Here is a 23,857-nt window from a genome sequence, read left to right on the forward strand (position 1 = left end):
CAGCCTTTTTTTATTGCCTGAATTCAGGCCAACAACGTAGAGAGCGAGGTAGTTATGGAACAGAAAGCAGTTGAGTTTGCTAAGTGGATGGCAGAGCAAAACATTGATGGAGCTGACGCAAAGGCGGTGCAGATGATGGCTTACGTTTGGTTGCTCAAAGCTAAACAGGTCTTTGAATAGCCGCTCCGAGCGGGTTTCTTTTTACTGGAGCCAACATGAGCAACACAGACTGGATTATCTGCTGGATAGTCACCGGGGCGCTTATGGTGGCGGGTTATTTAGGAGGATGAGATGAGTAAAGAAAAAGATGTTTCAGCTTTTCCGTATCACATCGGCAATAAGGGTGCATTAGGCATGACGCTGCGCGACTACTTCGCAGCAAAACTGATGCACGCAGTAATTGGGTCTCTTAATGGTTCGGTTACTGGTGAAGAGAAGCCTGGCGATTTCGATTACTACGCTGAATGCGCATACCAAATGGCCGACGCAATGCTCCGCGCGCGGGGCCAGTAACCACTACAGGAGAGAGAGAGGATGAACGATTGGGGAAAAGTTTTCAAAACGCGCAATAAGGCAGAGCGTTCAGATGAACGTCGCAGCGTTGTTAAGTCGCTGATGGCAGCAGGTCACTCACGCGCAGTAGCAATTAAGAAAGCAAAATCAATGGTCAAGTAGCAGCGCAATGGCTTGTCACGACAGGAGATAGAAGATGACGAGAAAAAATGAGAAGTACTTGAAGCACAGTTATCTTCTCTCTGTGCTTGATTACTCTCCCGATACTGGATTGTTTACATGGAAGATATCGCCTTCTTTTTCCATAAAGGCCGGCGATGTGGCTGGAAGCAAGGGGAAGAATTATGTCGTGATCGCGATAGACAAAGAAACACATGCAGCTCATCGATTGGCATTCTTTTATATGACAAAAAGGTGGCCTGCGGAATTCATCGATCATATTGATAGGGATAAGCATAACAACAGATGGGGCAATCTTCGGGAGGCAAACAGGGCTGAAAACTCTGTCAACAGGAAGGTGCCATCCAATTCCAGCTCTGGCGTAACCGGCGTGACATTTTATAAAGCAAATGGCAGATGGCGTGCCCACATTAAGGTTAAAGATAAAAAATTGAGTCTGGGTTACTTCAAAACGCTAGATGAGGCAGCTGCAGCAAGAAAAATGGCCGAAGTTAAGTATTTCGGGGATTTTTCTCCAAGTTAAATCCAACGCCTTTAGAGGGCTTGAAATAACCAGACAGTAACACTCCCTATGGGCACAGCAATGGTGCCCATCTTTTTGACACCAACCACTAATTCAATGAGGTATCCCCATGCGTCTTTCTTTCGCAGGGGCAGCATCGGGCTGCCCACAAGACACCATGTTCGCATTCAAATTAACCGGCGCCGACGTTATGTCGTGGAAGCCGAAGAGCCGCCTGCAGAAGCTTGTAGAGCGCCTGATTCAGTCAGTAAATCAGGTCGGTCAGCCATGAACGCGCCGGCAGCAGTTGAGCAGTACCGCAAGCAGCAGGAGGCGAAGGAGCGTGAAGAAAAGCAGCAGGCAGAGTATGAGCGCTTGCAGGGCTTCGATTTCTTCCGCGCTCTGTATGAAATGGCCTGCCCTGGAGTGAAGAAATGAGCCTTGCAACAACAATCGAAGAAAGCCGCGCTATGCGTCACCAGCATGTCCTTAACGCTATCCACTATCGTCGCAACGGCATGCGCAAGTCGATGCTCGCAGCTCTTAACCTTTCCCGCTGCGAGCGAATTAACAGCAAATACTTTCTCGGGCCATGCCCGTTTTGAGGTGAATCGTGAGTAAGGAGTTCTACACCAAGCTGGCTGAAATACAGCGCACGCTGAATGCCCCAAAGAATCAGGAAAACACGTTCGGGAAATACAAATACCGAAGCTGCGAAGACATTCTTGAAGCGGTAAAGCCGCTGCTCAATGGCTTGTTCCTGTCTATCTCTGACGAAATTGTTCTCATTGGCGATCGCTACTACGTCAAAGCCGCGGCTTCTATCACCGATGGCGAAACCACACATACCGCCACCGCAATGGCGCGTGAAGCTTCTGACAAGAAAGGAATGGACGCTGCGCAAGTTACTGGCGCAACCAGCTCATACGCTCGCAAATACTGCCTGAATGGATTGTTCGGCATTGACGACGCGAAAGATGCAGACACGGACGAGCACAAGCATCAGCAGAACAGCGCGAAGCAGCCAGCGCAGCAGAAACCAGCACCGACACCTGAAGCTGTCCTGAAGGCTTTCACTGAAGCGGCGCATACCAAGTCAACCCTCCCTGAACTGAAAACTGCTTTCGCCAAAGCCTGGCAGATGCTGGAAGGCAAACCAGAGCAGGCTAAGGCGCAGGAGGTGTACGAAATCAAAAAGTCAGAGCTTGAAGGAGCTACAGCCTAATGACCAAGAAGCGTCGCTCTAAATTATGCAAAGAGTGCGGCGCTCAATTCGTTGAGAGTTATGGGGATTCAGAATCTCAGTGGATTGACCGCTGCTTCTGTTCAATCAAGTGTGTTTCAGTACATTTCGCCAAAATCAGAGCTAAACCAATTTTCGAAAGACTAGAGGAAAGGCAGGTAAAGCTGGGAGCAGATAAGTGCTGGCGATGGACTGGGACAAAGGATGATAAAGGCTATGGGATTCTGTCAGGAAGGCTTGGTCGAAGCTCAAAACAGCGAAAGGAGAAAGCTCACCGGGTTAGCTACGAACTGCATCATGGAGAGATACCGCCAGGAATGGTCGTAAGGCATAAATGCGACAACCCTGAATGCACAAACCCTAATCACCTGGAGATTGGCACTCAAAAAGACAATATGCGGGACATGAAGGAAAGAAATCGTCACAACCCGATAAGCAGCGCCAACCTGAATCACCAGCCAATCCTGTCCAAAGAGCAAGTACAGCAAATACGGTCCATGAAGTTTGTCGCCAAAAACGGGCGAGGTGAAGGCGTTCAAAAAAGGCAGATAGCGAAGCAATTCGGTGTCTGTGAAGACACAATTAGAGCTGCATTAAAAGGAGACTACATTGGCTATTAATAACTGCACATTCAGCGGGAATATAGGGAAAGATTGCGAGCAAAGATGGACGCCAGCAGGAAAGCCGGTTGCTCAATTTTCGTTGCCAGTGAAGCAGGGATTTGGCGATCACGAAAAGACCACATGGATTACCTGCAAAATGTTCGGCACTAAGGCGGAAAAACTACCGCAGCACCTAATCAAGGGGGCCAAGGTAACAGTGGTTGGGGAATTCCTGATTGAAGAGTGGGAAGACAATCAAGGACAGAAAAGAAGTATGCCAGTTCTAATAGTCAACCACTTGGACTTTTCATCAAAGGGCTCTACTGCTTCAACACCAAACCAGCAGCAATCTCGTGGGCCATCTACATCAGATGACCAGTATGATGAGCGGATCCCCTTCTGATTTAACCCTCCACTAAGGCACCTGTATGACTCTAACACCGCTTGAATCGGCGCATTACGCACGTCTGTCAGAAATACAAAAGGAAAGGTTTCTGTGGCGCACAAAGCAGATGACGCCGCGCGAAAGGAAGTGTCAGCAGGTTGCCTTAGCAGCTGTAGCTGCAATGGAAGCGGCTAAGCGGGGAGAGGAGCATCAGCGCCGGTTAACGCCAGAAAGGAAGTATCAGCTCATGGAAGAGAGCTGGTTGAGGAAGGTGGCGCTGGATACGTCAGTGCGCCCTCCTCTGCCTCGCATCATCGTCACAACGCCTCAGGTGTTCTGGCTCGATTACAAAACGGCTCGACTTGGTCTCGGTGGGGCTATCAGGCAGGAGTAACCATGAACACAGCAAAGAAATTAGAAGCCTTCAGGGCAGACCCTCGCTGCTATGAAAATAACGTCATGAACCTTGTTACCGTTTCGGGAGGAAAGGACAGCCTGGCGCAGTGGCTGCTGGCGATCGAGTCAGGCGTAGAGTTCGAGGCTGCGTTCGCTGACACGGGGCATGAGCACGCGCAGACAATGGAATACCTCGGTTATCTGGAATCGAAACTGGGCCCGCTACGACGTGTCAAAGCTGATTTCACGCGTCAGATTGAAGGTAAGAGACAGTTCGTTGCGGAGAAATGGCCCGCCTCGCTGGAGAAGCTTGGATTTAGCACTGAAGAGTCAGCGAAGACCATTCAGCGAGCACTCAGGGCGCTTAAGCCATCTGGCAACCCGTTCCTCGACATGTGCATCTGGAAAGGCACCTTCCCTTCAACAATGCGTAAATTCTGCACCTTCGAGCTGAAGCAAATACCGATGGATCAGCAAGTGGTTCAGCCAATCATCACTTCAGGGAAAAAAGTAGTGAGCTGGCAGGGCGTCCGGGCACAGGAGTCGCCTAAGCGCGCCCTGCTTGCTGAGTGGGAGGAAGGATTCGATATCGGCCCAAACCTCGCGCTTTACCGTCCCATTTTAAAATGGACGCATGATGACGTTTTTGCCCTTGCGAGGCGCCACGGAATAAAGCCGAACCCACTGTATCAGCAAGGATGCAGCCGTGTCGGGTGTATGCCATGTGTCAATGTAAACAAGGCCGAACTGGCTGAGATATTCACGCGCTGGCCGGAGGAAATCAGCCGCGTTGCTGAATGGGAACGCATCGTAGCCCAATGTTCAAAGAGAGGTAATGCGGCGTTCTTCCCGTCAACGCTCGATCCGATGAGATCTGAGGGTGATGGCACGAAGGTGAGCCTTGATTCTCACGGTATAGAGACATACCGGGACTGGGCACTGACAACCCGCGGCGGACGACAGTTCGACATGCTGGGTGCGATGGATGACAAGAACGTCTGCAGCAGCGTTTACCTGGGCGTGTGTGAATGACTATTTCGCCGCTCAGCGGCACAGGAGATAAAGATGAAGCAGCAGGTGTTATTTGAAGGCGGACGCGCAGCTGTAGTGCTTGTAGATGACAGCAAAGGCCAGAGGCACCTTATCAACCTGCGCAATGTCACCGCTATCACAACGCGCGAGCATGACAGGGAAAAGTGCCTTCAGGAAGTTGAGGTTGTTACGGATGGCGGCGTCGCTGCATTCATATTGAATTGCGACCTCTATACCGGCCTTGTTGATGCCTGGCTGTTTGTTAACGCAGAAAATTGGCCGAAGCTGACCGTGGCAGAGGGGCTTAAATCATGATGCAACTTACCGAAGAGCAGAGAAATGACTTGGCGGCAGAGTGCCGCAGATTAATCGCTGAAGGAGAGAAGCCAGCCGCAGGATACAGAACCGTGGCAAAGGGGAAGGTTGCAGAAATCGCGCTGGCGTCGCTGACGGCGGAGCCTGTTTATCAGTTCATCGCAAATAACCCTGACAAAGATGGATATGTCGAATGGGCAGACTGCAATCCTGACTATTTCAGCAAAGAGCCTTCTGACAGGCGTCGAATCCTCTACACCGCGCCGCCCGCCCCGACCCAAACAGCGCCTGACTATAGCGAATGCCCGCTATGCGACAGTTCATATATAGCGGGTATGCGGGCGGGATTTAACTTCGGCGACTCTGGCGACAACGAGGGGTTTAACAAGGCAGTGAACTCTCGTCGCAAACAGATTTCGGATAGCCTGAATGCCACCGCGCCGCAGCCTGTGAAGCTGCCGAAGTACACGCAGGAGGTTTACCCGAATCACCTGCTGGAGAACCAGAAAATTAAGTCGCGGAATGAAGCAATCGGCGAGTGTGCCGACGCCATCCGCGCCGCCGGATACAAGGTGGAGGGGTGATTATGGAAAAGCTGAATGAGTTAGCTGAGCTTGCTCAAGCAATGATGGATGCTGAAACACGCAAGGAAGCGTTTAGCATTGGAGAGAAATTTACTCTGGCTGCAAGTCCTGATGCCATCCTCGCCATTGCCGAAGCATTCCGGGCGCTGGAGCGGGGGCAATGCGGCGAAGCGCTTCTGGAAAGAGAAGAGCACCACGTGGGGGTTGTCACTGAACTGCTCAAGAGAATCTCTGAGCTTGAGCAGCGCGCAGACGCAGCAGAGGCGGAGCTGGAAGTTGAAAAGGATATCCACGACGACACTTTGCAGGCTATGCATCTTTGGTGTGAGCGCGCGAAAGAGGCAGAGGCGAAGCTGGCAGATCTGGAGAAGCAGGAGCCTGTTTTGTACGCCTTGAGGTTTAAAAACAGTCGTGGTGAGCCTGAGAAATTAATCAATGAAAACTGCTTATTCCGTGACAGTGAGAAAGCGGCTGCTTATGGGCTGGGCGGAAACTACGTTACTCAGCAAAGCGGCAAAATTGAGTGGATGCCGAATCCCCTACTTAACCCTGAAGTTATCCCGCTATTCACCCGCGCCGCGCCCGCTATCAACCTGGCGGAGCTGGCGCCCGAAGGCTGGAAGCTGGTGCCGGTTGTGCCGACGCAGGAAATGGTTTTGGCGGGGAAAGGCGGCTGCGTTACCGGCGATATGGCGCGTGAAGTCTATGAAGACATGTTGGCAGCAGCGCCTTCCCCATCTGACACCCTCTGATATACTGTTCGCATATACAGTTTACTGGTGAGTATATGCGCAAATTCGTTAGCGCCGGCGCAGCGTTCTACATGCTCGATAAGGGTGATAAGCTAACTAAGCACGAGATTTTCCACCGTTACGATCCGGTGCGCTTCGTCATCTGGCCGCGCCGCGATAAGTGGGATGTGCTGGAGCGCGTAGGCAACGACTGGGTGCGGTTAACCGACAGGCTGTTCGATAGCGAGAATGCAGCCTTCGTGTTCGCGTATGAGAAGTTCTGCGATGAACAGGACAGAGCGCGACGAAAATAGTTACAGAGATGACCGCCCATTGAGGCGGTTTTTTATTGCCTATAGGAAACCGAAATGACACATCCAGATCCGATAGATGAAGCAGCAGAACGCGAGCAGCAGTTGATAGCAGTGGCGCTGGCTAATCGCCCGCGGCCGGCGGTTGAGTTCACCGGCAAATGCCACTACTGCGAGGAGACGATAAGCAAGGGGCATTACTGCTCGGCAGAATGCAGGCAGGACGATGAGCGAGCGAGGTGGGCGGCCAAGCAACGCTCAGTCGCATGAATAGCATCAGCGACATCACACAAGGCGAGTTCACTCTGTGGCTCGTCTTTTTTATTGCCATTTTTGTGGCCTGGAACTGGCCGTATAAGGAGTAGATATGGAATTGCGTGACGACACACTCGTTGACCTGAAATTCATCATGGCCGATACTGGTTTCGGCAAGACCTTCATTTATGACCGCGTGAAAGACGGTACACTCTGCAAGCCCATCAAAATCAGCGGCCGCTCTCGCTGGAAATATCGCGATCACATCGAGTTCAAAAACAAGCTCATCTCCGGCTGCAATGGGTAAATATCTGGGTAAATTATTTTCAGATGCAGAGAAACTCTATATGGCGCAACCCCTTACGTGCTGAGTTAGATGTCTGCAGGGGACACCATACACACCTCTCCTGACATTTACCTAATTCAATAAAACCCTCTTATAATCATTGATAAACCCTCTATTCTGGCTATGCGACGACAACTGATATCTACCCATTTCAACGTGAATCAATAAACGTTTGGGGGCCTTAGTGGGGGGCTTATCCTGTTTAATGAAAAATGAGGCCCCAAAAATGACCTTAAATGACCGTCCATGGGGACAGATGGTTTCGGCCTCGCCCGTCTTCTCTGACATCGGATCTTATCCTTACTCCGGTGATAGCTCTGTTGCAAATGCTGTCAGCAGGCAGGGACAGTAATCTGATCAACCCAGTATATTTTTTTCACACTAACAGAATGCGGGTAACAGACTACTGGCCTGCCGTCACCGTCGAGTAGCTAGTGATTAGCTGCTTCAGGCGCAGCTCTGTCTGGATTTTTTGCGCGGCCGGAATCATCCCTGAGTTTTCCAGAATGCTCATCTGCCGTAGCTGTTCTTCAACGGGCACTGTTTTACTGAATGCCTGGGTAGCAGCAAACACCTTTGATTTCAGCTCGCTGACGGTAATATACTTTCCTTTTTGCCTATCCAGGGTATTGAGCTGTGTCGCCAGCTCCTGCAATTTGAGCATCCCCTCATGCCATCCATTCATTGCATCAGTTGACAATGCTGAGGCGTTAACCTGTTGCTGCCATTGTTGTGTCAGAGGTTTAACCTGCTCCGGCCACAACGACTGAGCCTGTTTGATGAGTTTTCTGCTGTATGCAATATTCCAGTCAGGAGGCAATTTATCCAGCCGTGCAACCTGCTGCTGTGTCCGGGCGATAAAGTCCTGCGGCAACGGGATCTGCTGGCGCAACACATCAATCTGCTCAGGCGCGAGGGGTGCAGGGAATGGAGCCAGAGAAGCAGCAAGCTGAGTCTGTAGAGGGTCTGGCCGGTGAAGAAAATGCCAGCCCCACACTGAGACGGTGGTTATCATCAGCATTGTACACATCCCGGCGGAGAAGGATTTCCATTTTTTTATCGGAGTGGGCATAGCTGCCAGCACTTCCACGTTCGGCTGCTGTTCCGGCTGCGCAACGTAAACCCACTTCACTGCACTCTCTGGCGTATCTTCAGCAGGGCAGCCAGTAAGGTCCCTCGAGGCTGCTGTCGCAGCATTCATCACGGTGGCAGGCAACACCATACCAGGCTGAATATTCGACCCGGTGCTGGTAATGCCATCGCTGTTTTCCAGCCGGACAGCACTGTTGTGCATCTGAGTACGCAACGTATCGAGCTGGCTCAGATGCTTAAGCTCCAGACGCTGCAGCACCTCTCCCAGAGCGGCAAGCAACTGCTCTGCCCGATACAACTGGCTGAGGTCACTGTAATTCAGCGGGAGCGAACGCATTCGTTGCTGCAGGCGCTGACTCAGACTGCTGAGGATTTCCATCCGGGCATGGGCTGGCTGAGGCCACAGTGCCCCCCACTGATGGTTTATCAATGCCTCAAGTATCGTCAGCCCTTCATTGAGTCCGAATAAGCCGGCCAGTTGCGTACGGGCCAGGGTGTACCAGGCCGCAGTCTGTAAATCCACTCCGTTCTGCTCAAACAGTGAGAGGCAGAGTTTTTCGACATAACGCCAGTTCACATCCGGGCGAGCCGGATGTGTCAGCTTGCTCAGTTCATCACGCAGGGCGGCATAATCCGCCAGCATGCGTGGGTCACCGCCGGTTTTTATTTTACGCGTGGGGATATCATTCATGACCAGTTGTCCATTCGAGGAGTCTAATGCTGTGGAGCTATTAGTGTTTGTGCGGTTTCACTTTCAGCTTGATTAACCAAGAGTCTTATAAAGGGCCATGGCCGATGAAACAAACCACAGCGCCAATAAAGAAAAAATTGCCTTATAAAATATAACCTTTGCCCCACTCCAACGTTCAACAAGAGTGCGAACACTGTAATTTATTTCGGGATTTTCCCCGTCAGCTTTGAGTGTTTCTCCATGTCAATATGCAATGACTGACAGGTAAACAAACTATTACTCATTCCGGTTCCGCTATGGAAGGAGCGCCAGAATCAAACCAAAAAAACGTGCTTTCATCAAAAACCTGCCCATGACGGGATAAAGCCCCTGGCGGAGTAAAGTCCACTTGTTCACCATTCCATACCGCATAAATAATCGCCCCAGAGGCGTCACGAGCCCTCCCTTATGGAAGGTCGTCTCCACACACCGGGTTACACCCTGACCATAAAGGAATGTCGGCACAAATTTTACAGACCGGTCGTCGATACGCAGAACGAGGGTCGCAATATCAAATGTTCCCCCCTCAACCAGCAGGTCCGTAACGGTTGTATTGAGTGAGCGTCTCCACATTCAGTCCGGTGCCCACCAGCCACGCGCCCATCTGCTCCTGAAGCTGCGTTATTCGCAGGCAAAGCTCTGCGATATCAGCTTGAGTCTTGCTGACAGATGAAGCCGGAGCAGGCTGTTGGGCCTGCAGTTTTTCGAGAAACTTTGATTTTACTGACAAGGTGTTATCTGGCCTTACATGCGGGTTGCTGCGTTGAGATACTGCTGTTGCCTCAGGTGTCTCAGCATCACTCGCCCCTCGGGCATAAACTCGGTTCCGTAACGCACGAGGCCAATGCCCTTAAGCTCGGCATCAATGGCGTAACGTAGTTCACCGGGAACGTTCTGCTCCAGCAGGACAACGGCTATTTTTTTCAGACGCGGCTCATATTTGAGCAGAACAGCCGACAGGGTGCCCATCAGCTCATGGGCGGTACCCGGCATGCCCTGGAGAACTCTGGTCATATCGGGCAGGCCATAGTCCGGCAGATGCGCCAGCGTGCCAGCGCGACAGTTGAGGATGCGCTGCATGTTATCGAGCACGGACAAAATCACCTGATTTTGTTCACTGACCTGATGGAGATCGAGGCCGCCGGTGAAGTTGCCGGTCAGCATTTCATACAGTGAAGGTGTGTGGTGTCCCTGGGGCATCAGTCGTCCTTGAGAGGTTGCAGCGTCAGATGGTTGTTACCGGCTTCCAGAATGCGCGGCTTATCCGGGTCAAGGTCTTCGCGCCCTATCACCAGCCTCCAGGTGTTGTTGACCATATCCGGGTGACGGAACAGACCCACCACCGCCACAAACTGTGCATCCACCTCCATCGGCATATTCAGGTTCGCATCACCGCCCGGCTTCACCACCACATCACGGCTTGCCAGCAGGTCAGCTTTCAGAATGCCCTCCCCGTCTTTCAGCAACTGCTGGTAGACCGTTTTGTCGAAGGTTTTACGGTCTTTCAGTTGATAGACACGAATAACCACCGACTCAGACAGCGAGTCACTCTCGCGGGAATCGGTATTCAGTGCTTCACGGGCGGTGAAATCCAGGTGCAGCACCTTAATCTTTTTGTAGAACACGGCGTTAAAGGCTGATTTGGTGCCATCGGTGATGCCCTGCGTCACCCCACAACCCACCAGACTGAATGCCAGCAGGGGTAACAGCCAGCGCGCTGTTTTAGGTAAATTTATACGTAACACGTCGGTTTCCTTGTTGTGGTATCGCGGGCTGAAGGCCAGTGTAATAGCCCAGTTCCGTCGTAAAGGTCTGCGGGATATCGTCCGGGAAGGCTTCGTCTTCCGCGCCCAGCACGCCATTCATCCCAAGCCAGAAGGGGCCTTCGCCGAGCGGTGGAGCGGCCAGCAGTCGGGTTCGGGTAGTCAGGGTGATTTTTGCCTTGAAGCGCCAGCCCAGATACACCCGCAGCATCACCAGAAAGTCCTGATACAACAGACCGTCCGGCTTCCAGCCCTGCGCTTCCTGTTCGTTATCCGTCTTGAGTGCAATCAGCAGCTGGCTGTTGGCATCCATCGCTTCGTCACCCAGCGGCGTATTACCGTCGAGAAGAAAATCATCATCGCCATAAAAGCCCAGCGGCTGGCTGACCTCCACCGGGCGCAGGCAATACGGGCTCACCTGGACCGTCGTGTCAGGTGCCAGCAGGCTCACCAGGGCCTGTATCCCCTCCTGGGTTTTACCGGGCTGCTGCAGAACGCCAAGCAGCGACAGAAAACGGGATACCGGAGTAGCGATTTGCTCTGCGGTGCCTGGAATGCCCAGCCCCACCAGGCCCAGCAACGACTGCGAGATGCTGTCAGTCCCGCCAGGCTCGAATGTGGCCGGGTAGGAATATTTTCGCCAGATACGATAAAACTGCGTCAGGATGCGGTGGCTGAAGATATCCAGAAAACCCTGTAGTGCCTCATGCCCTTCGCGACGCTGGGTGATGTCATCGAGATAGGCGGTCGGTAGCGGCGAATCAACGCCGTACATGCCCATAAACGTGGTGCGGATAAGCGGTGGTTTACCTTCATCCTCTTCGTCATACTCAACGGCTTTGAGTTCGCTCGCCGGAAAGCCCATCCCGGGATGCGGCACAAAGCGCACCGGGTCGTCACCGGGATGGCTGGTAGAGCCCATCAGCGGCCGGGCCGGATTCAGTTTCTCCAGCAGCTGGCAGAAACGGTAAAAGTTTATCCGGTTAAGGTTAGCCTCCAGCCGCGGGGTCAGCCGGGAATACGGCGGTTGTGCTTCTCTTCCCATTCCAGGCGCTCTCCAGTCGGTTGCAGGATGATAATCAGGCGGTTAAAGAGATAGATATCGGTGTAGAGCGCAAAGAAGCGGCTCAGCATCTCGCCAAACAGGCAAATATCGCCGCGCCCGGCAAAGCCGTGGCTGTCCAGCGTCACCTCTATCTGCACGCCGCGTACCAGATAGCCCTGCTCAAAACGCTCGGTTTCACTGTGCTTAACGTCAATGATGGTACCAGATAGCCCTGCTCAAAACGCTCGGTTTCACTGTGCTTAACGTCAATGATGGCTTCCAGACGACGGCGGTTCATCTCACTGTCAGTCCACTCGTACAGCGCCAGGGTGCCACGCAGCACGTCGGCATTATCCATCATCGACAGGAAGCCGCTCCCAAGATGACTCAGCACACGCCAGTGGAAACGATCCTGTGCCGGGGGATAACAGGGTAACGTCGGCGCACACAGGTTACGGACAGCAATAGTGGTCGAGGTGGTTTTCATTACCGTATCAAGCACCGTGCTCTGCAGTGCTCGTCGTGGCAACTGGCCGTTGGTGCCGGTGAGCGTCAGTGACAGGCTTTCATCCTCCGGCACCGTGTGGTTATCAAACGCTTCACCGCCGAGGATAAGCCAGGTGTTATGCAGCCCGGACGGACTGCGGCGCACGCGGGTGTGGTAGTAATATTCCGGGGCTTCATGGCGCATCATCCCCCCCTTGTGGCGGAAGCTGGAGAACGGCACGTAGGTATGATGGCTCGATGACATCACCGAATCCACGGTGTAAATCTCGGTATGACCATCCTGCACGCGCATCGGACGCAGCATGTATTCGGTCTGCAGGGAGTTGAGCGTCAGCGGATCGGATTCCAGCGGGAACAGGTTAATCACCGGCACACAGTTCAGGCGCAGATGCTTTTCGGTAAAGCTGAAGTCATGCTCCCAGCGCTCCGCCAGCACCACGTCGATTTCAAACCATGGGAGCTCAGCCGGAAAGGCTACGGTCTCCAGCCCACGCAGCCCCGTGAACATGAATTTCTCACGGAAGGTGAAGTACTCCAGCAACAGCTGGTAGCCGCTAAAGCTGCTGCTTCCCCTCGGCCACAGGTCGTCATCGTCGCCAAATCCCAGCGCAGTGAAATACCCGTCGAGCGGTCTTCTGTCCATGTCACTCGGCATCCGCAGCCAGAGACGCGCCGCGTTCATGGTAAAAGCTTCATGCATGGCGCAGGCCAGCGGTGCATCCGCGTTGAAGTAGAACGGGATCTGGCTGAGATCGACACGGCTCCAGTCAGCAAGGTGGCTGCAGTTAAACCGCAGGCTAATGACCGAACGTCCGTCAGGGTCAGTCGACTGGCGGGCGTGCTCCAGCGACAACGGCTGAAGGGTGATTTCTTTGGTGGTGGTGTACCGGCAACGCGTGCCCTTCTCACCGATCGGCCGCGAGTTCACCTCAAAGCCTTTGACGATGCGCATCTGCTCTTTCATCTCACGCCAGTCAGGGGTGAACTCCACCACCGACATTGACGGTATGGTGCGCAGGTAATGCGGCCACAGCAGGCTGACCAGCCCTTCGGTCAGTTCGGGCAGATCGTCATCAAGCTTCTCACGCAGCCGTCCCATCAGGAAGGCAAAACCTTCAAACAGGCGCTCCACGTAGGGGTCGCGCGCGCCCGCTTTATCGAGGTTGAGCATTGCCGCCTGCTCGGGGTGAGCGCGGGCAAACTCTTCACCGGCTTCCAGCAGGTAGCGCATTTCAGCGTCGTAATAACGTAGGGTTAAGTCATCCATATTTATTTTTGCTTTGTTATTCCGGGATTCAGGGCACAACGGATCCCTGTAATATGTTCAGTCTGTGATGAAGGAACATCACGATGAGTGGCAGTGTGATTATCCACCGTAAGTACGTTCATGCCGGGAAGGGATAAATTTTGCGCCGCAGGTGGTCATGTCACCCTTTACCAGATAATAACCTTTCGCCATTTTTCACATCCTGAGTTCATCAACCATTCAACCGCAAAGCACTGCACTGCTTGCCGGATCGAGCGCAACCAAGCCGGACAGAAGCAAATCCATCTCGGGTTGAAGTCGTGATTTATCGGTTTCACTACGTGTGGCTTTCATACGCAGCAGTCTGAGGCGACGTGATTTCACTTCAAACAACAGCGCCGGTGTCCACTGCGTGAGGGTGATTGACTGTGCGGCACTGTCGAGCTCTCCCAACAGATGCAGGGCCAGTTCATTCTTGCCCTTCTGCTCAGCTACACGAGCCATCACCAGACGCAGCAGCCATTTGTCTTTTGTGGAGTCGGCACCAGGGCGGGTCTGGAGCCAGTAAAGGGTGGCGTCCAGTCCCTCATTGTCGGCTTTCTCCAGCGCTTCTGGCTCGAGGGCCAGGATATCGTTGTCAATCATGCTGGCGGCACTGACCGGCTCATCCCGCCAGCCGGACATGTCGTCCAGCACGCTCTGATTTATCCAGTTCAGCGTGACCTCATCGGCAAACGGCGTACCGTCATTAAAGGCCAGAGTTTCTAGCCCGGTAAGGCGGCGCAGCAGCCCTTTCAGGTCTGCGGCGATGATGTCGGCCAGTACATCCTGCCCCGATTTCATCAGAGCCTGATGGATATACCACTGCAAATCCAGCCAGAGGTGATTGGCGCCACGCGAGAAGGTGCTGTCCGCCTGCTCCAGTATCTCCAGCCAGCTCTGCTGCAGATACAGGCGTTTCAGCATCGCACGCTGGTCAGCGCGCGGCGGTTCGATGCGCGTTTTCCCTTCGGCATCCGGGGCCGGAATAGCACTCAGGGTGTCATGACGCAGGCTTTTCATCAGCCTGTGTGCGGCGAGCCAGCCATCAGGCTGCTCACGCAGATATTCCGTCAGTGTACGGGCCTGGGCCAGCAAATCCTGACCAGAGGTAATGCGGCTCAGAACCGGCGCGTCAGACTCGGCAGTATGCGTGGAGGTCTGTGACTGTGCCTTATTACCTGCGTTCTGCGGTACCACAGCATCCACACCACCAGCCTTCATCAGGCGAGACTCCAGTGCGCTGTAAAGAGCATTCAGCTCTGCCCGTGATGCTTCCGGCTCTGTCTCCAGACTGTCAGTGATGAGCAGCAGCGCCCCGGCGGTACGCTGTGCATCCTCGCGTACGACCTCCGGATACAGTGACAAACTGTCCAGCACACGGGTACCGCTGAGCCATTCCAGTGCGGCCTTGCGGCTGCGAGCCCGCTGCGGGTGAAGCTGCATGCCGTAGAGCTGCAGTAATCCCGCCAGCAGTTCAAGCCCTTCGGCAAAGCCGGCTTCGCCATCCTGGTGAAGGCGCGCCCAGCAGTAATAAGTCGCAACCCGGATATCTTTGGCCCCGGTGGTCAGTAACTTTTCGGCAAGCGTGCATATCAGTTCGGTATCAATGCCGGAAAGCTTATTAACCTCTTCGCGGATAAGCTGAAAATCATCGTCATATCTCGGGTCTTCCCCGGTCGGACTGGTAACGCTTACCGGAGCAAGCCAGGGCTGCCAGTTTTCCGTGCGTGTCTGCGCCTGTTGTCGCAGCCGAGCATCGTCAGCCTGACAGGCGGCAACCAAATTCTGCAGGGTGCTCATTATTCAACTCCCTCCATGTCATTGCTTCCCGTATTAACCATCAGCGCCTGCGCGGTGGCCGCGCTGTCGACGCTGAATATTTGATCCGGCAGCGTAAAACCACGCAGGTCCAGCAGCGCCAGCGGACCTTTTCCGAGTTGTGAGCGCAGCACCCACTGCAAAGTCCGGCCATCAGGGGCAGTGAAACTCATCATCCACTGACTACGGTCAAGCTGCGCACGCTTGCCCTGTTCCAGCCAGCGAATGAAGCCCCAGGTTCCACTGTAATCCCCGAACAGACGCGCACCGGCATTGACCGTGGTCCAGGTCAGCATCGTACCCGGCTTGTAGGTATCTCCCGGCCAGCGGAAGCTTTGCCAGTCGGCCATCTGGTTAAAGTAGTGCAGCTTTTGTCCATCAATGGTCAACTGGGTTTCTACCACCTGCGGCACAGGACGCGCCTGCAGCTCAAAGCTGATGCCCTGGCTGCCATCGGTGAACAGAATATCTGACAGCTGGCTCAGTTGGTTAATGGCCCGCAGGAAGGCCGGGTTAAAATTCAGCCCCTGGCTGTTGACCTTATCCGGCACCCACTGGCTGCCCTCTTTGTGCAGCACACCGTTGAGCTCTGTCGTCAGGAAGCGCTCTATACGTCCGCTGTCCTTACGCACAAATTCAGCCAGCATCGGCAAAGAAGCATCACTTTTGCTGGCGGCAAACGGGAAGCGTCCGTCAAAGGCAGTTTGCCAGTTCGCAACAACCGAGCGGCTCCATTTATCATTCAGGCTGGCTGCCGACGGCTGAAGCACCGTCTCCCAGGCCTGGGTCAGCGGCTGCACAAACATTGTGCTGCCAAATCCGCTCCACTCCTCGCCAAGACTTGCCGAAATCAGACTGCCATATTGCTGGGTGTCGGTGAGGTCCACGCTTTTGCCCTGGAACACGGTCTGCGCCAGGGTCTGCATCATCGCCTGCGGATCAGAAGCGCTGGCCACCTGTTGCAGTCGCAGACGCACGCGGGTGATGCGGGTCAGATACGTCTGCAGGCTCAGGGAGTTGTCAGCCGACATGACGTTGCTGCCTTTGTTTTTACCCAGAAGCTGAAGCAGCGGGCCAAAGGTTTCATCCAGCGGTCCCTGCGGCCCTGACGCAGACTGGTCAATCGCAGGTTTATCTTTTCCACCTACAAGATCTTTAGCCGATTTGATGATGGAGTCCGAAAGACCTTCGCTTTGCTGGCCGGTCTGTCCCTGCCAGGCGAGGGTATTCATCAGGGCAATCAGCGGCGACTGGCGGACATCACTCATCAGCGTCAGCTGGTCGGTCACGTCAGCAATGTTGTTTGCCGGGTTAAGTCGCAGGCTGTTGAGGAAGCTCAGCCAACTGCCGGCAAAGTCAGTGAAGTAACGTTGCGTCAGACGTGCTTTTAGGGCTTCAGGCGACAGGTCTGAGGAAACCGCTTGCCGGCTGTCACTCAGTACCCAGTCAATTTCATCCCGGCGGGAATTTGCGGCCTTTTCGATAGCCTGCTGAACGCCCCCTTCCCACGCCTGGCGGGTGAACATGCCCGGCACCACTTCATCGGTAGTGAACAGACGCCGGGCATCGGTGCCGTTAGTCATGTCTTCCAGAGAGACATCGGCAAAGTTACGGCGCACCGATTTGAGCATATTTTTATACAGGGTGCTTTCCGCATTGCGTCGGCCAATTTGCTGCAGCAGCACCTGGCGGCTCTGGCTGACCAGTTGGGCATCAGGGGTGATCTTCCACTGCGGCTGCTTTGGCAGTTCGGTAATGTAGAAGGCCCACAAATCCGGCGACAGGCTTTGCCACAGGCCAGTAGAAATACCCATTCGCGTCGGCTGCACGGCTTTCAGAGTCTGTGCGTAAAACGCGCCGTCGACTTTATCCGGCCGGGCCATCATCAGCCAGGCTTTCAGCTGGTCATAACCGGGTTTCGCCAGCTGTGCTCGCTGGTCACTGTTGGGGGCAGAATTTGCCAAAGCGTTGAGTTTCTGTGTCAGCGCCTGATTCGCCGGGTCGCGTATCAGGCGGTTGTTCGCCACGCCGTACCAGGGCAGCATCGCGTCGAGCAACTGCTGGTTATGGTCCAGCCCGAAGCGCTGATACCATGGCGCACCTTCCTGAATACGGTGCTGCAGACGGCCGGCATCATTACGCAGCGTATGCAGGGCCGTCAGCTGGTAATCCGATACAGAAGGATGCTCCACCAGGGCATGAGCCTGCCCGGCAACAGAAACTATCTGCATGCGGTTGACCGCGAACGACAACAGTATTCCTGCCCCCCAGACACTAATGATCGTCATCAGTGTCCAGGCAAGGGTCTGCTCCCAGGCCATACCGACACGGCGGCCACGCACGCGAGTGCAGTCATCCACGATGCCCTGCCAGGTTGCCGACAGGATCAGGGCATGGCGTTGTGATTCGGGGATATATTTCTCAGGGTCGGCTGTTCCCTCAGACGTATGAAGAGGGTGACTGTCCGGCAGGCTGAACATCAGACCACGCAGCGGAACACGCTGCTGGGAGGCAGCCAACCATGGCACCAGTTGTTGAGTCCAGCGGATGATACCGCCGTCTTTGAGGTGCTGGCCCAGGCGCAGCAGGAAGTCGTTGCCGTTGTTCTCAATGACCTGACTCATCCCCTGCATGCGCAATGCAGGCAGCATCAACTCAAGCTGACGGGTAATATCGTCAGCTTTGGCACGCAGCGGGAAGCTGGCTCCTACCGCCTGTTCAGTACGTTTCTCCTGCGTCCATTTGCTGTCACACAGTTGCCACAGCCAGACCGGCGCAGAATAACGCAGCAACTCACTGATTTTTTCCAGTCCGCGTAAATCGTTGTCACTAATCTGAGAGGTGAGGTTAAGCGACTGCGGTACGACGCGAATTATTCCGTCCAGAGGACGACCGCGACGCAGTTTACGCAGCGCGGTGTATTTCTCCTTATCCGGTTCAGCAGTCAGACTGCCGCCGTAAATCAGAACGGTACGGCTGCCTTCAAGCCACTGGTTTTCCTGCAGGCCAGGAACCAGTTGCTCTATAGCGGCTTCATTGCCAGTGACCAGCAGCAGGCGGACTTTGCGTCGCCAAAGGACACCATAACGAAGATTAAGAAGCTGTTTTAAGTCAGTATAATCTCTGAGGGTTGTGATCACATCAGGAATTGGTTTAGTTTCAGCACCCAAGGGATCCGGTGGTAAATAAATGAGTTGTTGTTTTCTTTGCTTCCATCGCCAATAAAAAGGAGAGCAAATAGTTCCTAAGAACAAAAAACCAAATACACCACCCCATACCGACCAAATTTGGCGATATGTCAGTCCATAATTAAGCAAGGCATCTTGATTAATAAACAGTAAAAATGCCGTTATACCAGCAAGGCCAACAATTAAAAAAAGATACCCCCAAAATCCATAACGTACCGGCTGTAATTCCTTTTCCTGTGTCATAAGTAAAGTTCCCGAGCAATCAAACAAAGCAGTCTGGACTGAGGTGATGCCTGAATAATTAATAATTGGTTAGCTTCAGTCTTTTGAGCCGCGTCAACCAACAATGCGAGTGAAACAGGGAATATCATTTCACCAGGAGGACCAAAAGAAAAATCAATTAAATAAAAAGGATGTTTCGCTGGAAGTTTCCACTGACATCGATCGGCATACTGCATTAATTTTGAAGTAACTTCCGCAGGAATGCCAGAAAGCCAGACATGGCGTAAATCACGCTTATCAATTCGATTGTATTCAAAAAGCATTTCTAAATCTTTTTCAAGATTGTCATTTTCCACAGGCATAACACGGCCTAATGCAGCAAGTACTGGTACAGCATGTCGCCTGGAAAAAATGGAGGATGATATAAGCTGGGCAGAAACCATTTCGCTGGATTGCTTCGGGAGACCTGTCAACCAGCATTGAAAGCTAAGAACTAATATCAAACCATCAAAATTAACGTTGTCATGGAATTTTCCAATACACTCAACGGAACAATTTACTTCAGGAAGTAGATCCCATTGTGAAAGAATAATCTGGCTTACACTCTTTTTGTCCCAACCGGAGGGTTGTAATACATAAATAGTATGCAAATATTTCCGATAACCAGGATACTGTTGCTCAAGCTGTTTATCGATCATATCAGACAAAACACGGAGGGAACCCCAGGAATGTGACAACGGCCTGACTTTATCCGGATATGCTGGAATATCAGACAGAGGCCCAAGAAAACTCGCAGCCCCTTTTTCCTCAGGAGTAAGGATTACATTTCCAACTACTGACAACTGCTGTCGACTCCAGTGTTGCCAGAAAGCCTTAGTTCTGTCAGTTTCCTCTTTCCAGGCAGAAAGAGCGATCCTTGACTGTTCATAACGGTTTAGCGCTGCGCCAAAAAGACATAACCATATGAAAAATGCCGGGAGTAGCAGGAGAAATACTATTTTCTTATATGCCTCAGTTCCCCACAAAGAAAAACCTAAAACAGAACAAACCATTAACATAAAAATAAGAACAATCCCCCATCGTTTGTATGACAAGCTGGCAATTGTACTTTTTTCGGGTACTTCGGGGATAGGCCACATAATATTAAGACTCAATAGTATTTTCGATGTGTGAACTAATCACTCTGCACCCACAGGCACAAGCGCAGTTATTAACAACAACGTTCACCCCCTTTTCTGATGCTCCTGGATCTCCTTCTTTTATCGGATTGACTCCGTGTTCCGGGCAAGAAACCAAATCACCGACCAGGGCAACCTGAATACCATTGATAAACATAGTCGACGACGCGGTAATAACCTTTCCACCATGGGTGGTATCATCACCCAGGCAAACAATTCCAAACATATCATCCTCTCTTTGAAAATTAATTTACGACAATATGATGGTTTGCGACTAAGGCAGCATCCCACTTAATTATTATCGATATACTTTTAATTTCCGCCGTGTGAAAATATATACTCAAAACGAGCCGGGGCGCATGTGTACAATTCGGCTGATCGTGTCCCAGAATGCGATAATTTCCTCCTTGCTGTAGGAGATCGGCGGCATGGAATCATTCCCCAGGGTCAGAATAAAATTGGGGGTTTTGTAGCTGGCTGTCATTTCAATGATAAACATAACAAAGCCGAAACGCGGCTCGTCCTGAGATACCTGTAAACCCGTTGCCAGAAACTCCTGGGCCTGCAGCCCGTTATCACTAAAGGTCCCTTTTCTTTCCACATGACCACGGTACAGGTTACCCTCTACTCACCTGCTCTCTCTAGCACCGTGTCTTTTTCACGGGTAAAGCTGTCGGCGGAAAGAGTAATTCTCATATTTTTTCATTGATTTACTTTAAAGCCCACCGGAGATGTCTTCCCGTTCCCTTGCCGTCGGGCCAGTGGCAATAAACGCATGGGTATTGGGATGATATTTTCCGTTTAAATTTTCTATATACTTTATGACATCATATTTGCTGATGTCCGTATATCTCTCCCATTCCATATTCACTCAATACTGGGTATTCCTACTATTGATAACTGACTCAGAACGTACCTTTTCGATACCTGAACGTTCTGGTGATTCTGTCCCAGATATCAACCAGCTGTGAATCCGTATAGGTTTTCGTTTCCAAACCAGAATTATTCAACTCAACGGAAAATACCGGATGCCTTGAGTCGGCAATATCCTCATTGCCATAAAAGGCGAATCTGTAAGCAGGAACTATTTTCTCTTTCGGATGATAGATATCCTGTTTGCCTTTCATCAGCCACTCTTCTGCATTTATCTCCGGTAGTTTTACTGCCCCTTTCTTCAGAGTGTGTGCGCCAACTCTGATGAGGGCAGGATTGATTTCATCAGACCTTTCTAAGAGCGATTCAGATTTTCGAAGCGTATTATCACTGTTAACAATAAGGCCAAAATCATCACTGTTATATATAATATCGATAACATCGTTCGATATCACCTCCGAATCACTAATAAACCCTTCCGGAATACAGATACCAGGCAGTGTTGGCACTTCTTCATCCTTTCTTCCCTTTAATCTGGAAAGCAGGCTTTGCATTTCAGCCAGCTTCTGAGGCTTATTATTTAGGCTAGATTCACTCAACCCCGCATTTTTTAACATATTTTTCTTTTCAAAATATTTAGGATTTGTATGATCTAAGAATTCTGCATATATGATGAATGCAACCCCTTTGCTATACAGATGCCCTTCTAAAACCCGCATTCCTCCTGCCACACTTTCATTTACATTACGATCAAAAATGACCGCATTTTCATTTATCCGATATACCTGTTTCAGATAAGGAAGGTCTTTGGGATCAACTGTACGACTATTTTTTAATTCCTGTTCACGTAACCGGATACGTTGTGCAAACGCCGGAGGATACAGCCGCTTGCTGGCAATTCTCATTTCATTGATCTTTACCTGCCCTACGTCAGCGTTATTGAATGAAGCGGGCACATCAAAAAGATAGCGGCCAATGCACTGAGGTCTGGTCTGTTCAAATAGTTTATCCGTCATTTGTTTTTCCTTTGCCGTTAAGGGGGCTACCGGCCACGAACGGGTGAGCAACCAGAAAACTGTAGAGAGAATAAGGACGACAACAAGAAATCCCATCCATAAATGCCTTACCCGCATGAGGTGACCTCCCCGACCATTTTGATAATCGAGCGTAACGTGAACTTCATCGCAACGGAAAGACCGTTTTCCGTAGTGGTATCCCCCACGGCATAGGCACCTTCATGATCGACATCGGTGGCAAGCAGCGAGCGGATCCCGGCAAATCTAATCCTGCCGGCCCGTACTGGTACGGTTCCGTCCCCGGCGCTGCCGGACGAGGTCAATTCAAACGTGTTCCCTGCTGCATGGCGATAAACGGGAAGCTCCAGCGGTACGCCCATAACCGGTCTCGGTGCCGGGATCTGCTGCCATATCAGATGATCGTCTGAAGGGTATTTTTCACTGGCACCATAAAATGCACAGGTATTGGGATGATATTTGCCGTTTAAATTTTCAATAAAATCATAAGTCGTATAAGTAACGCGATTAACATAATTACTCCATTCAATTTCTATATCATCCAGCAGCAATTCTTTCTCACACAGCCGCCACCAGTCATTTTCATTCAGATAAATTTCCGTGTAAGGGTCAGACTCCGGCTTATTCATATTTACCGTGCCGTTAATTTTCAGCCAACCCGGCCCGTAGGCTTTACCCGGCAGCAGTTGCAGAGGGCCGGGCGACTGGGCCAGTACCGGCATCAGGTTTGCTGCGTCAGCGCCAATTACCGCTCCGACAATACCCCGCTCTCCGGTCTTCATTCGGCGATACGCCGCCGGCGATCCCAGATCAGGCATAACGCCGTGAACAATACCCAGGATATTGTCTCTGCCGTTCATTTGTTCTGAATAATGTCGGGCCACCAGGCCCCCCATGGAGTGAGTGACCAGAATGACTTTATTGACAGCAAGCCTGCCGTGATAAGTGCCTAAAGTCTCACTGATATATCGCTCGAGAGACGCGGCCGAATCAGCGTTTGACTGCAGCCAGTTATAGCCAAAAACATGCACGGGAAAAAGGTAATCATAACTCCGCCTGACCTCAGGCTCAGTCAGCGCATCTTCGCCTTTCTCTGCACCTAAATTTTCACCAATCAGTAACTGGCGGGGCGTTCGCCTGCGGGTGCCATTGATCAGGTTATCAATCAGAATATGACCGTCATTCAGCGTGCACTGAAGCACATGGAGAGATTCACCATAGCTTTTGTAAAGCGCACTGCCCCAGCCACGGGCCGCTCTGGAGGGAAACCCTCTGCCGTCAATATCGTCGTAAAGTATCTTTCCCGTTAAATCGACTTCGGTGGTAAGAGGATCCAGCAAGGCTTTTCTTTGTTCTTTTGACCTAGACAGCCATGCCAGCGCATCTACGCCCTGATACATGTCTGCATGCCAGACCTTATCAGGGGATTTTATCTTTTTAAGATTCGACCCCATGACTCCCGGCAGAAAAATAACCGGGATCACCTTTTCCGCCACCTTAGGACAGGCAACCACCAGATTATCTTCCGCTCTGCCATTAGGCAGGTTGTAGTACGCTCGGCCATTTTCATCATATTCTGGTCGGATCACGATCTCGTTTTTTGCTGCTTGAGTCATGGTTATTTTTCTCCCTCGAACCACAATTTATCTGTAGTGGGCCACAAAATCAGGAAACCGGAATAACCTGTATCCACTACATTTATTCACTCCAGCCAGGCATCAGTA

At 52.1% G+C, this 23,857-nt stretch carries 27 protein-coding genes and 2 pseudogenes; 16 read left to right on the top strand and 13 right to left on the bottom strand.

Translation table 11 applies throughout. The features are described 5' to 3' along the window. Nucleotides 1–54: 54 nt before the first annotated feature. From MHZ89_RS09590 to MHZ89_RS09665, 16 genes are all read left to right on the top strand, one after another. A complete protein-coding gene (locus MHZ89_RS09590; RefSeq protein WP_311782802.1) occupies nucleotides 55–180 on the top strand; it encodes a hypothetical protein in 126 nt (41 codons plus the stop codon). A gap of 111 nt (nucleotides 181–291) precedes the next feature. After that, the gene (locus MHZ89_RS09595) at nucleotides 292–513 is read left to right on the top strand and encodes a hypothetical protein (RefSeq protein WP_311782803.1); all 222 of its coding nucleotides are present in this window, start codon (nucleotides 292–294) and stop codon (nucleotides 511–513) included. A gap of 21 nt (nucleotides 514–534) precedes the next feature. Continuing rightward, a complete protein-coding gene (locus MHZ89_RS09600; RefSeq protein ID WP_311782804.1) occupies nucleotides 535–675 on the top strand; it encodes a hypothetical protein in 141 nt (46 codons plus the stop codon). Between the two features lie 34 nt (nucleotides 676–709). After that, nucleotides 710–1,216: an HNH endonuclease gene (locus MHZ89_RS09605; protein ID WP_311782805.1), complete on the top strand. Its 507-nt coding sequence runs from the start codon at nucleotides 710–712 to the stop codon at nucleotides 1,214–1,216. A gap of 267 nt (nucleotides 1,217–1,483) precedes the next feature. Continuing rightward, nucleotides 1,484–1,633 (top strand): hypothetical protein, encoded by a 150-nt coding sequence (locus MHZ89_RS09610; RefSeq protein ID WP_311782806.1) that lies wholly within the window; start codon nucleotides 1,484–1,486, stop codon nucleotides 1,631–1,633. Next, nucleotides 1,630–1,800 (top strand): hypothetical protein, encoded by a 171-nt coding sequence (locus MHZ89_RS09615; RefSeq protein ID WP_311782807.1) that lies wholly within the window; start codon nucleotides 1,630–1,632, stop codon nucleotides 1,798–1,800. The genes MHZ89_RS09610 and MHZ89_RS09615 overlap by 4 nt, the downstream gene beginning before the upstream one ends. 8 nt (nucleotides 1,801–1,808) lie before the next feature. Further along, the gene (locus tag MHZ89_RS09620; RefSeq protein ID WP_311782808.1) at nucleotides 1,809–2,420 is read left to right on the top strand and encodes an ERF family protein; all 612 of its coding nucleotides are present in this window, start codon (nucleotides 1,809–1,811) and stop codon (nucleotides 2,418–2,420) included. After that, on the top strand, nucleotides 2,420–3,058 hold the full coding sequence (locus MHZ89_RS09625; RefSeq protein WP_311782809.1) for an HNH endonuclease: 639 nt from the start codon (nucleotides 2,420–2,422) through the stop codon (nucleotides 3,056–3,058). The genes MHZ89_RS09620 and MHZ89_RS09625 overlap by 1 nt, the downstream gene beginning before the upstream one ends. Next, a complete protein-coding gene (locus tag MHZ89_RS09630) occupies nucleotides 3,048–3,443 on the top strand; it encodes a single-stranded DNA-binding protein (RefSeq protein WP_311782810.1) in 396 nt (131 codons plus the stop codon). Before MHZ89_RS09625 ends, MHZ89_RS09630 begins: the two co-directional genes overlap by 11 nt. Before the next feature lie 25 nt (nucleotides 3,444–3,468). Then, nucleotides 3,469–3,819 (top strand): hypothetical protein, encoded by a 351-nt coding sequence (locus MHZ89_RS09635; RefSeq protein WP_311782811.1) that lies wholly within the window; start codon nucleotides 3,469–3,471, stop codon nucleotides 3,817–3,819. Nucleotides 3,820–3,821: 2 nt separating this feature from the next. Further along, a complete protein-coding gene (locus tag MHZ89_RS09640) occupies nucleotides 3,822–4,853 on the top strand; it encodes a phosphoadenosine phosphosulfate reductase family protein (RefSeq protein ID WP_311782812.1) in 1,032 nt (343 codons plus the stop codon). Between the two features lie 33 nt (nucleotides 4,854–4,886). Continuing rightward, nucleotides 4,887–5,168, top strand: a complete 282-nt coding sequence (locus MHZ89_RS09645; protein ID WP_311782813.1) for a hypothetical protein — start codon at nucleotides 4,887–4,889, stop codon at nucleotides 5,166–5,168. Next, complete coding sequence (locus MHZ89_RS09650; RefSeq protein WP_311782814.1) at nucleotides 5,165–5,752, top strand: hypothetical protein; 588 nt, start codon at nucleotides 5,165–5,167, stop codon at nucleotides 5,750–5,752. Before MHZ89_RS09645 ends, MHZ89_RS09650 begins: the two co-directional genes overlap by 4 nt. A gap of 2 nt (nucleotides 5,753–5,754) precedes the next feature. Continuing rightward, nucleotides 5,755–6,504 carry a hypothetical protein gene (locus MHZ89_RS09655; protein WP_311782815.1) on the top strand — a complete coding sequence of 250 codons (750 nt, stop codon included), beginning with the start codon at nucleotides 5,755–5,757 and terminating at the stop codon, nucleotides 6,502–6,504. Nucleotides 6,505–6,539: 35 nt separating this feature from the next. Beyond that, complete coding sequence (locus MHZ89_RS09660) at nucleotides 6,540–6,797, top strand: hypothetical protein (RefSeq protein WP_311782816.1); 258 nt, start codon at nucleotides 6,540–6,542, stop codon at nucleotides 6,795–6,797. Between the two features lie 364 nt (nucleotides 6,798–7,161). Then, nucleotides 7,162–7,356, top strand: coding sequence for an excisionase (locus MHZ89_RS09665; RefSeq protein ID WP_311782817.1), 195 nt, complete (start codon nucleotides 7,162–7,164; stop codon nucleotides 7,354–7,356). 442 nt (nucleotides 7,357–7,798) lie between these two features. Here the strand turns inward: MHZ89_RS09665 and MHZ89_RS09670 are convergent, their stop codons facing one another. The 13 genes and pseudogenes from MHZ89_RS09670 to MHZ89_RS09730 form a co-directional block, all read right to left on the bottom strand. Then, nucleotides 7,799–9,178: a VasL domain-containing protein gene (locus MHZ89_RS09670; RefSeq protein ID WP_311782818.1), complete on the bottom strand. Its 1,380-nt coding sequence runs from the start codon at nucleotides 9,176–9,178 to the stop codon at nucleotides 7,799–7,801. 294 nt (nucleotides 9,179–9,472) lie between these two features. Then, nucleotides 9,473–9,947, bottom strand: a pseudogene (locus tag MHZ89_RS22680) (hypothetical protein). Between the two features lie 14 nt (nucleotides 9,948–9,961). Beyond that, nucleotides 9,962–10,417 (bottom strand): type VI secretion system baseplate subunit TssE, encoded by a 456-nt coding sequence (gene tssE / locus MHZ89_RS09680; protein ID WP_311782820.1) that lies wholly within the window; start codon nucleotides 10,415–10,417, stop codon nucleotides 9,962–9,964. After that, a complete protein-coding gene (tssJ, locus tag MHZ89_RS09685; protein WP_311782821.1) occupies nucleotides 10,417–10,962 on the bottom strand; it encodes a type VI secretion system lipoprotein TssJ in 546 nt (181 codons plus the stop codon). Before tssJ ends, tssE begins: the two co-directional genes overlap by 1 nt. After that, nucleotides 10,940–12,025, bottom strand: a complete 1,086-nt coding sequence (gene tssG, locus MHZ89_RS09690; RefSeq protein ID WP_311782822.1) for a type VI secretion system baseplate subunit TssG — start codon at nucleotides 12,023–12,025, stop codon at nucleotides 10,940–10,942. Before tssG ends, tssJ begins: the two co-directional genes overlap by 23 nt. After that, nucleotides 11,989–13,799: pseudogene (gene tssF / locus MHZ89_RS09695) on the bottom strand (type VI secretion system baseplate subunit TssF). The gene tssG and the pseudogene tssF overlap by 37 nt, the downstream one beginning before the upstream one ends. 219 nt (nucleotides 13,800–14,018) lie before the next feature. Beyond that, nucleotides 14,019–15,620: a type VI secretion system protein TssA gene (tssA, locus tag MHZ89_RS09700; RefSeq protein WP_311782823.1), complete on the bottom strand. Its 1,602-nt coding sequence runs from the start codon at nucleotides 15,618–15,620 to the stop codon at nucleotides 14,019–14,021. Continuing rightward, on the bottom strand, nucleotides 15,620–19,069 hold the full coding sequence (locus MHZ89_RS09705; protein ID WP_311782824.1) for an ImcF-related family protein: 3,450 nt from the start codon (nucleotides 19,067–19,069) through the stop codon (nucleotides 15,620–15,622). Before MHZ89_RS09705 ends, tssA begins: the two co-directional genes overlap by 1 nt. Then, nucleotides 19,066–20,187, bottom strand: a complete 1,122-nt coding sequence (locus tag MHZ89_RS09710) for a hypothetical protein (protein WP_311782825.1) — start codon at nucleotides 20,185–20,187, stop codon at nucleotides 19,066–19,068. The genes MHZ89_RS09705 and MHZ89_RS09710 overlap by 4 nt, the downstream gene beginning before the upstream one ends. 4 nt (nucleotides 20,188–20,191) lie before the next feature. After that, on the bottom strand, nucleotides 20,192–20,452 hold the full coding sequence (locus MHZ89_RS09715) for a PAAR domain-containing protein (protein WP_311782826.1): 261 nt from the start codon (nucleotides 20,450–20,452) through the stop codon (nucleotides 20,192–20,194). Between the two features lie 114 nt (nucleotides 20,453–20,566). Beyond that, nucleotides 20,567–20,827 (bottom strand): T6SS immunity protein Tli4 family protein, encoded by a 261-nt coding sequence (locus MHZ89_RS09720; RefSeq protein ID WP_311782827.1) that lies wholly within the window; start codon nucleotides 20,825–20,827, stop codon nucleotides 20,567–20,569. 304 nt (nucleotides 20,828–21,131) lie between these two features. Then, a complete protein-coding gene (locus MHZ89_RS09725; RefSeq protein ID WP_311782828.1) occupies nucleotides 21,132–22,115 on the bottom strand; it encodes a T6SS immunity protein Tli4 family protein in 984 nt (327 codons plus the stop codon). 107 nt (nucleotides 22,116–22,222) lie between these two features. Further along, nucleotides 22,223–23,749, bottom strand: a complete 1,527-nt coding sequence (locus MHZ89_RS09730) for a hypothetical protein (RefSeq protein WP_311782829.1) — start codon at nucleotides 23,747–23,749, stop codon at nucleotides 22,223–22,225. Nucleotides 23,750–23,857 lie beyond the last annotated feature (108 nt).

This window comes from Pantoea sp. ACRSB, assembly GCF_022346905.1.
GTDB lineage: Bacteria > Pseudomonadota > Gammaproteobacteria > Enterobacterales > Enterobacteriaceae > Pantoea > Pantoea piersonii.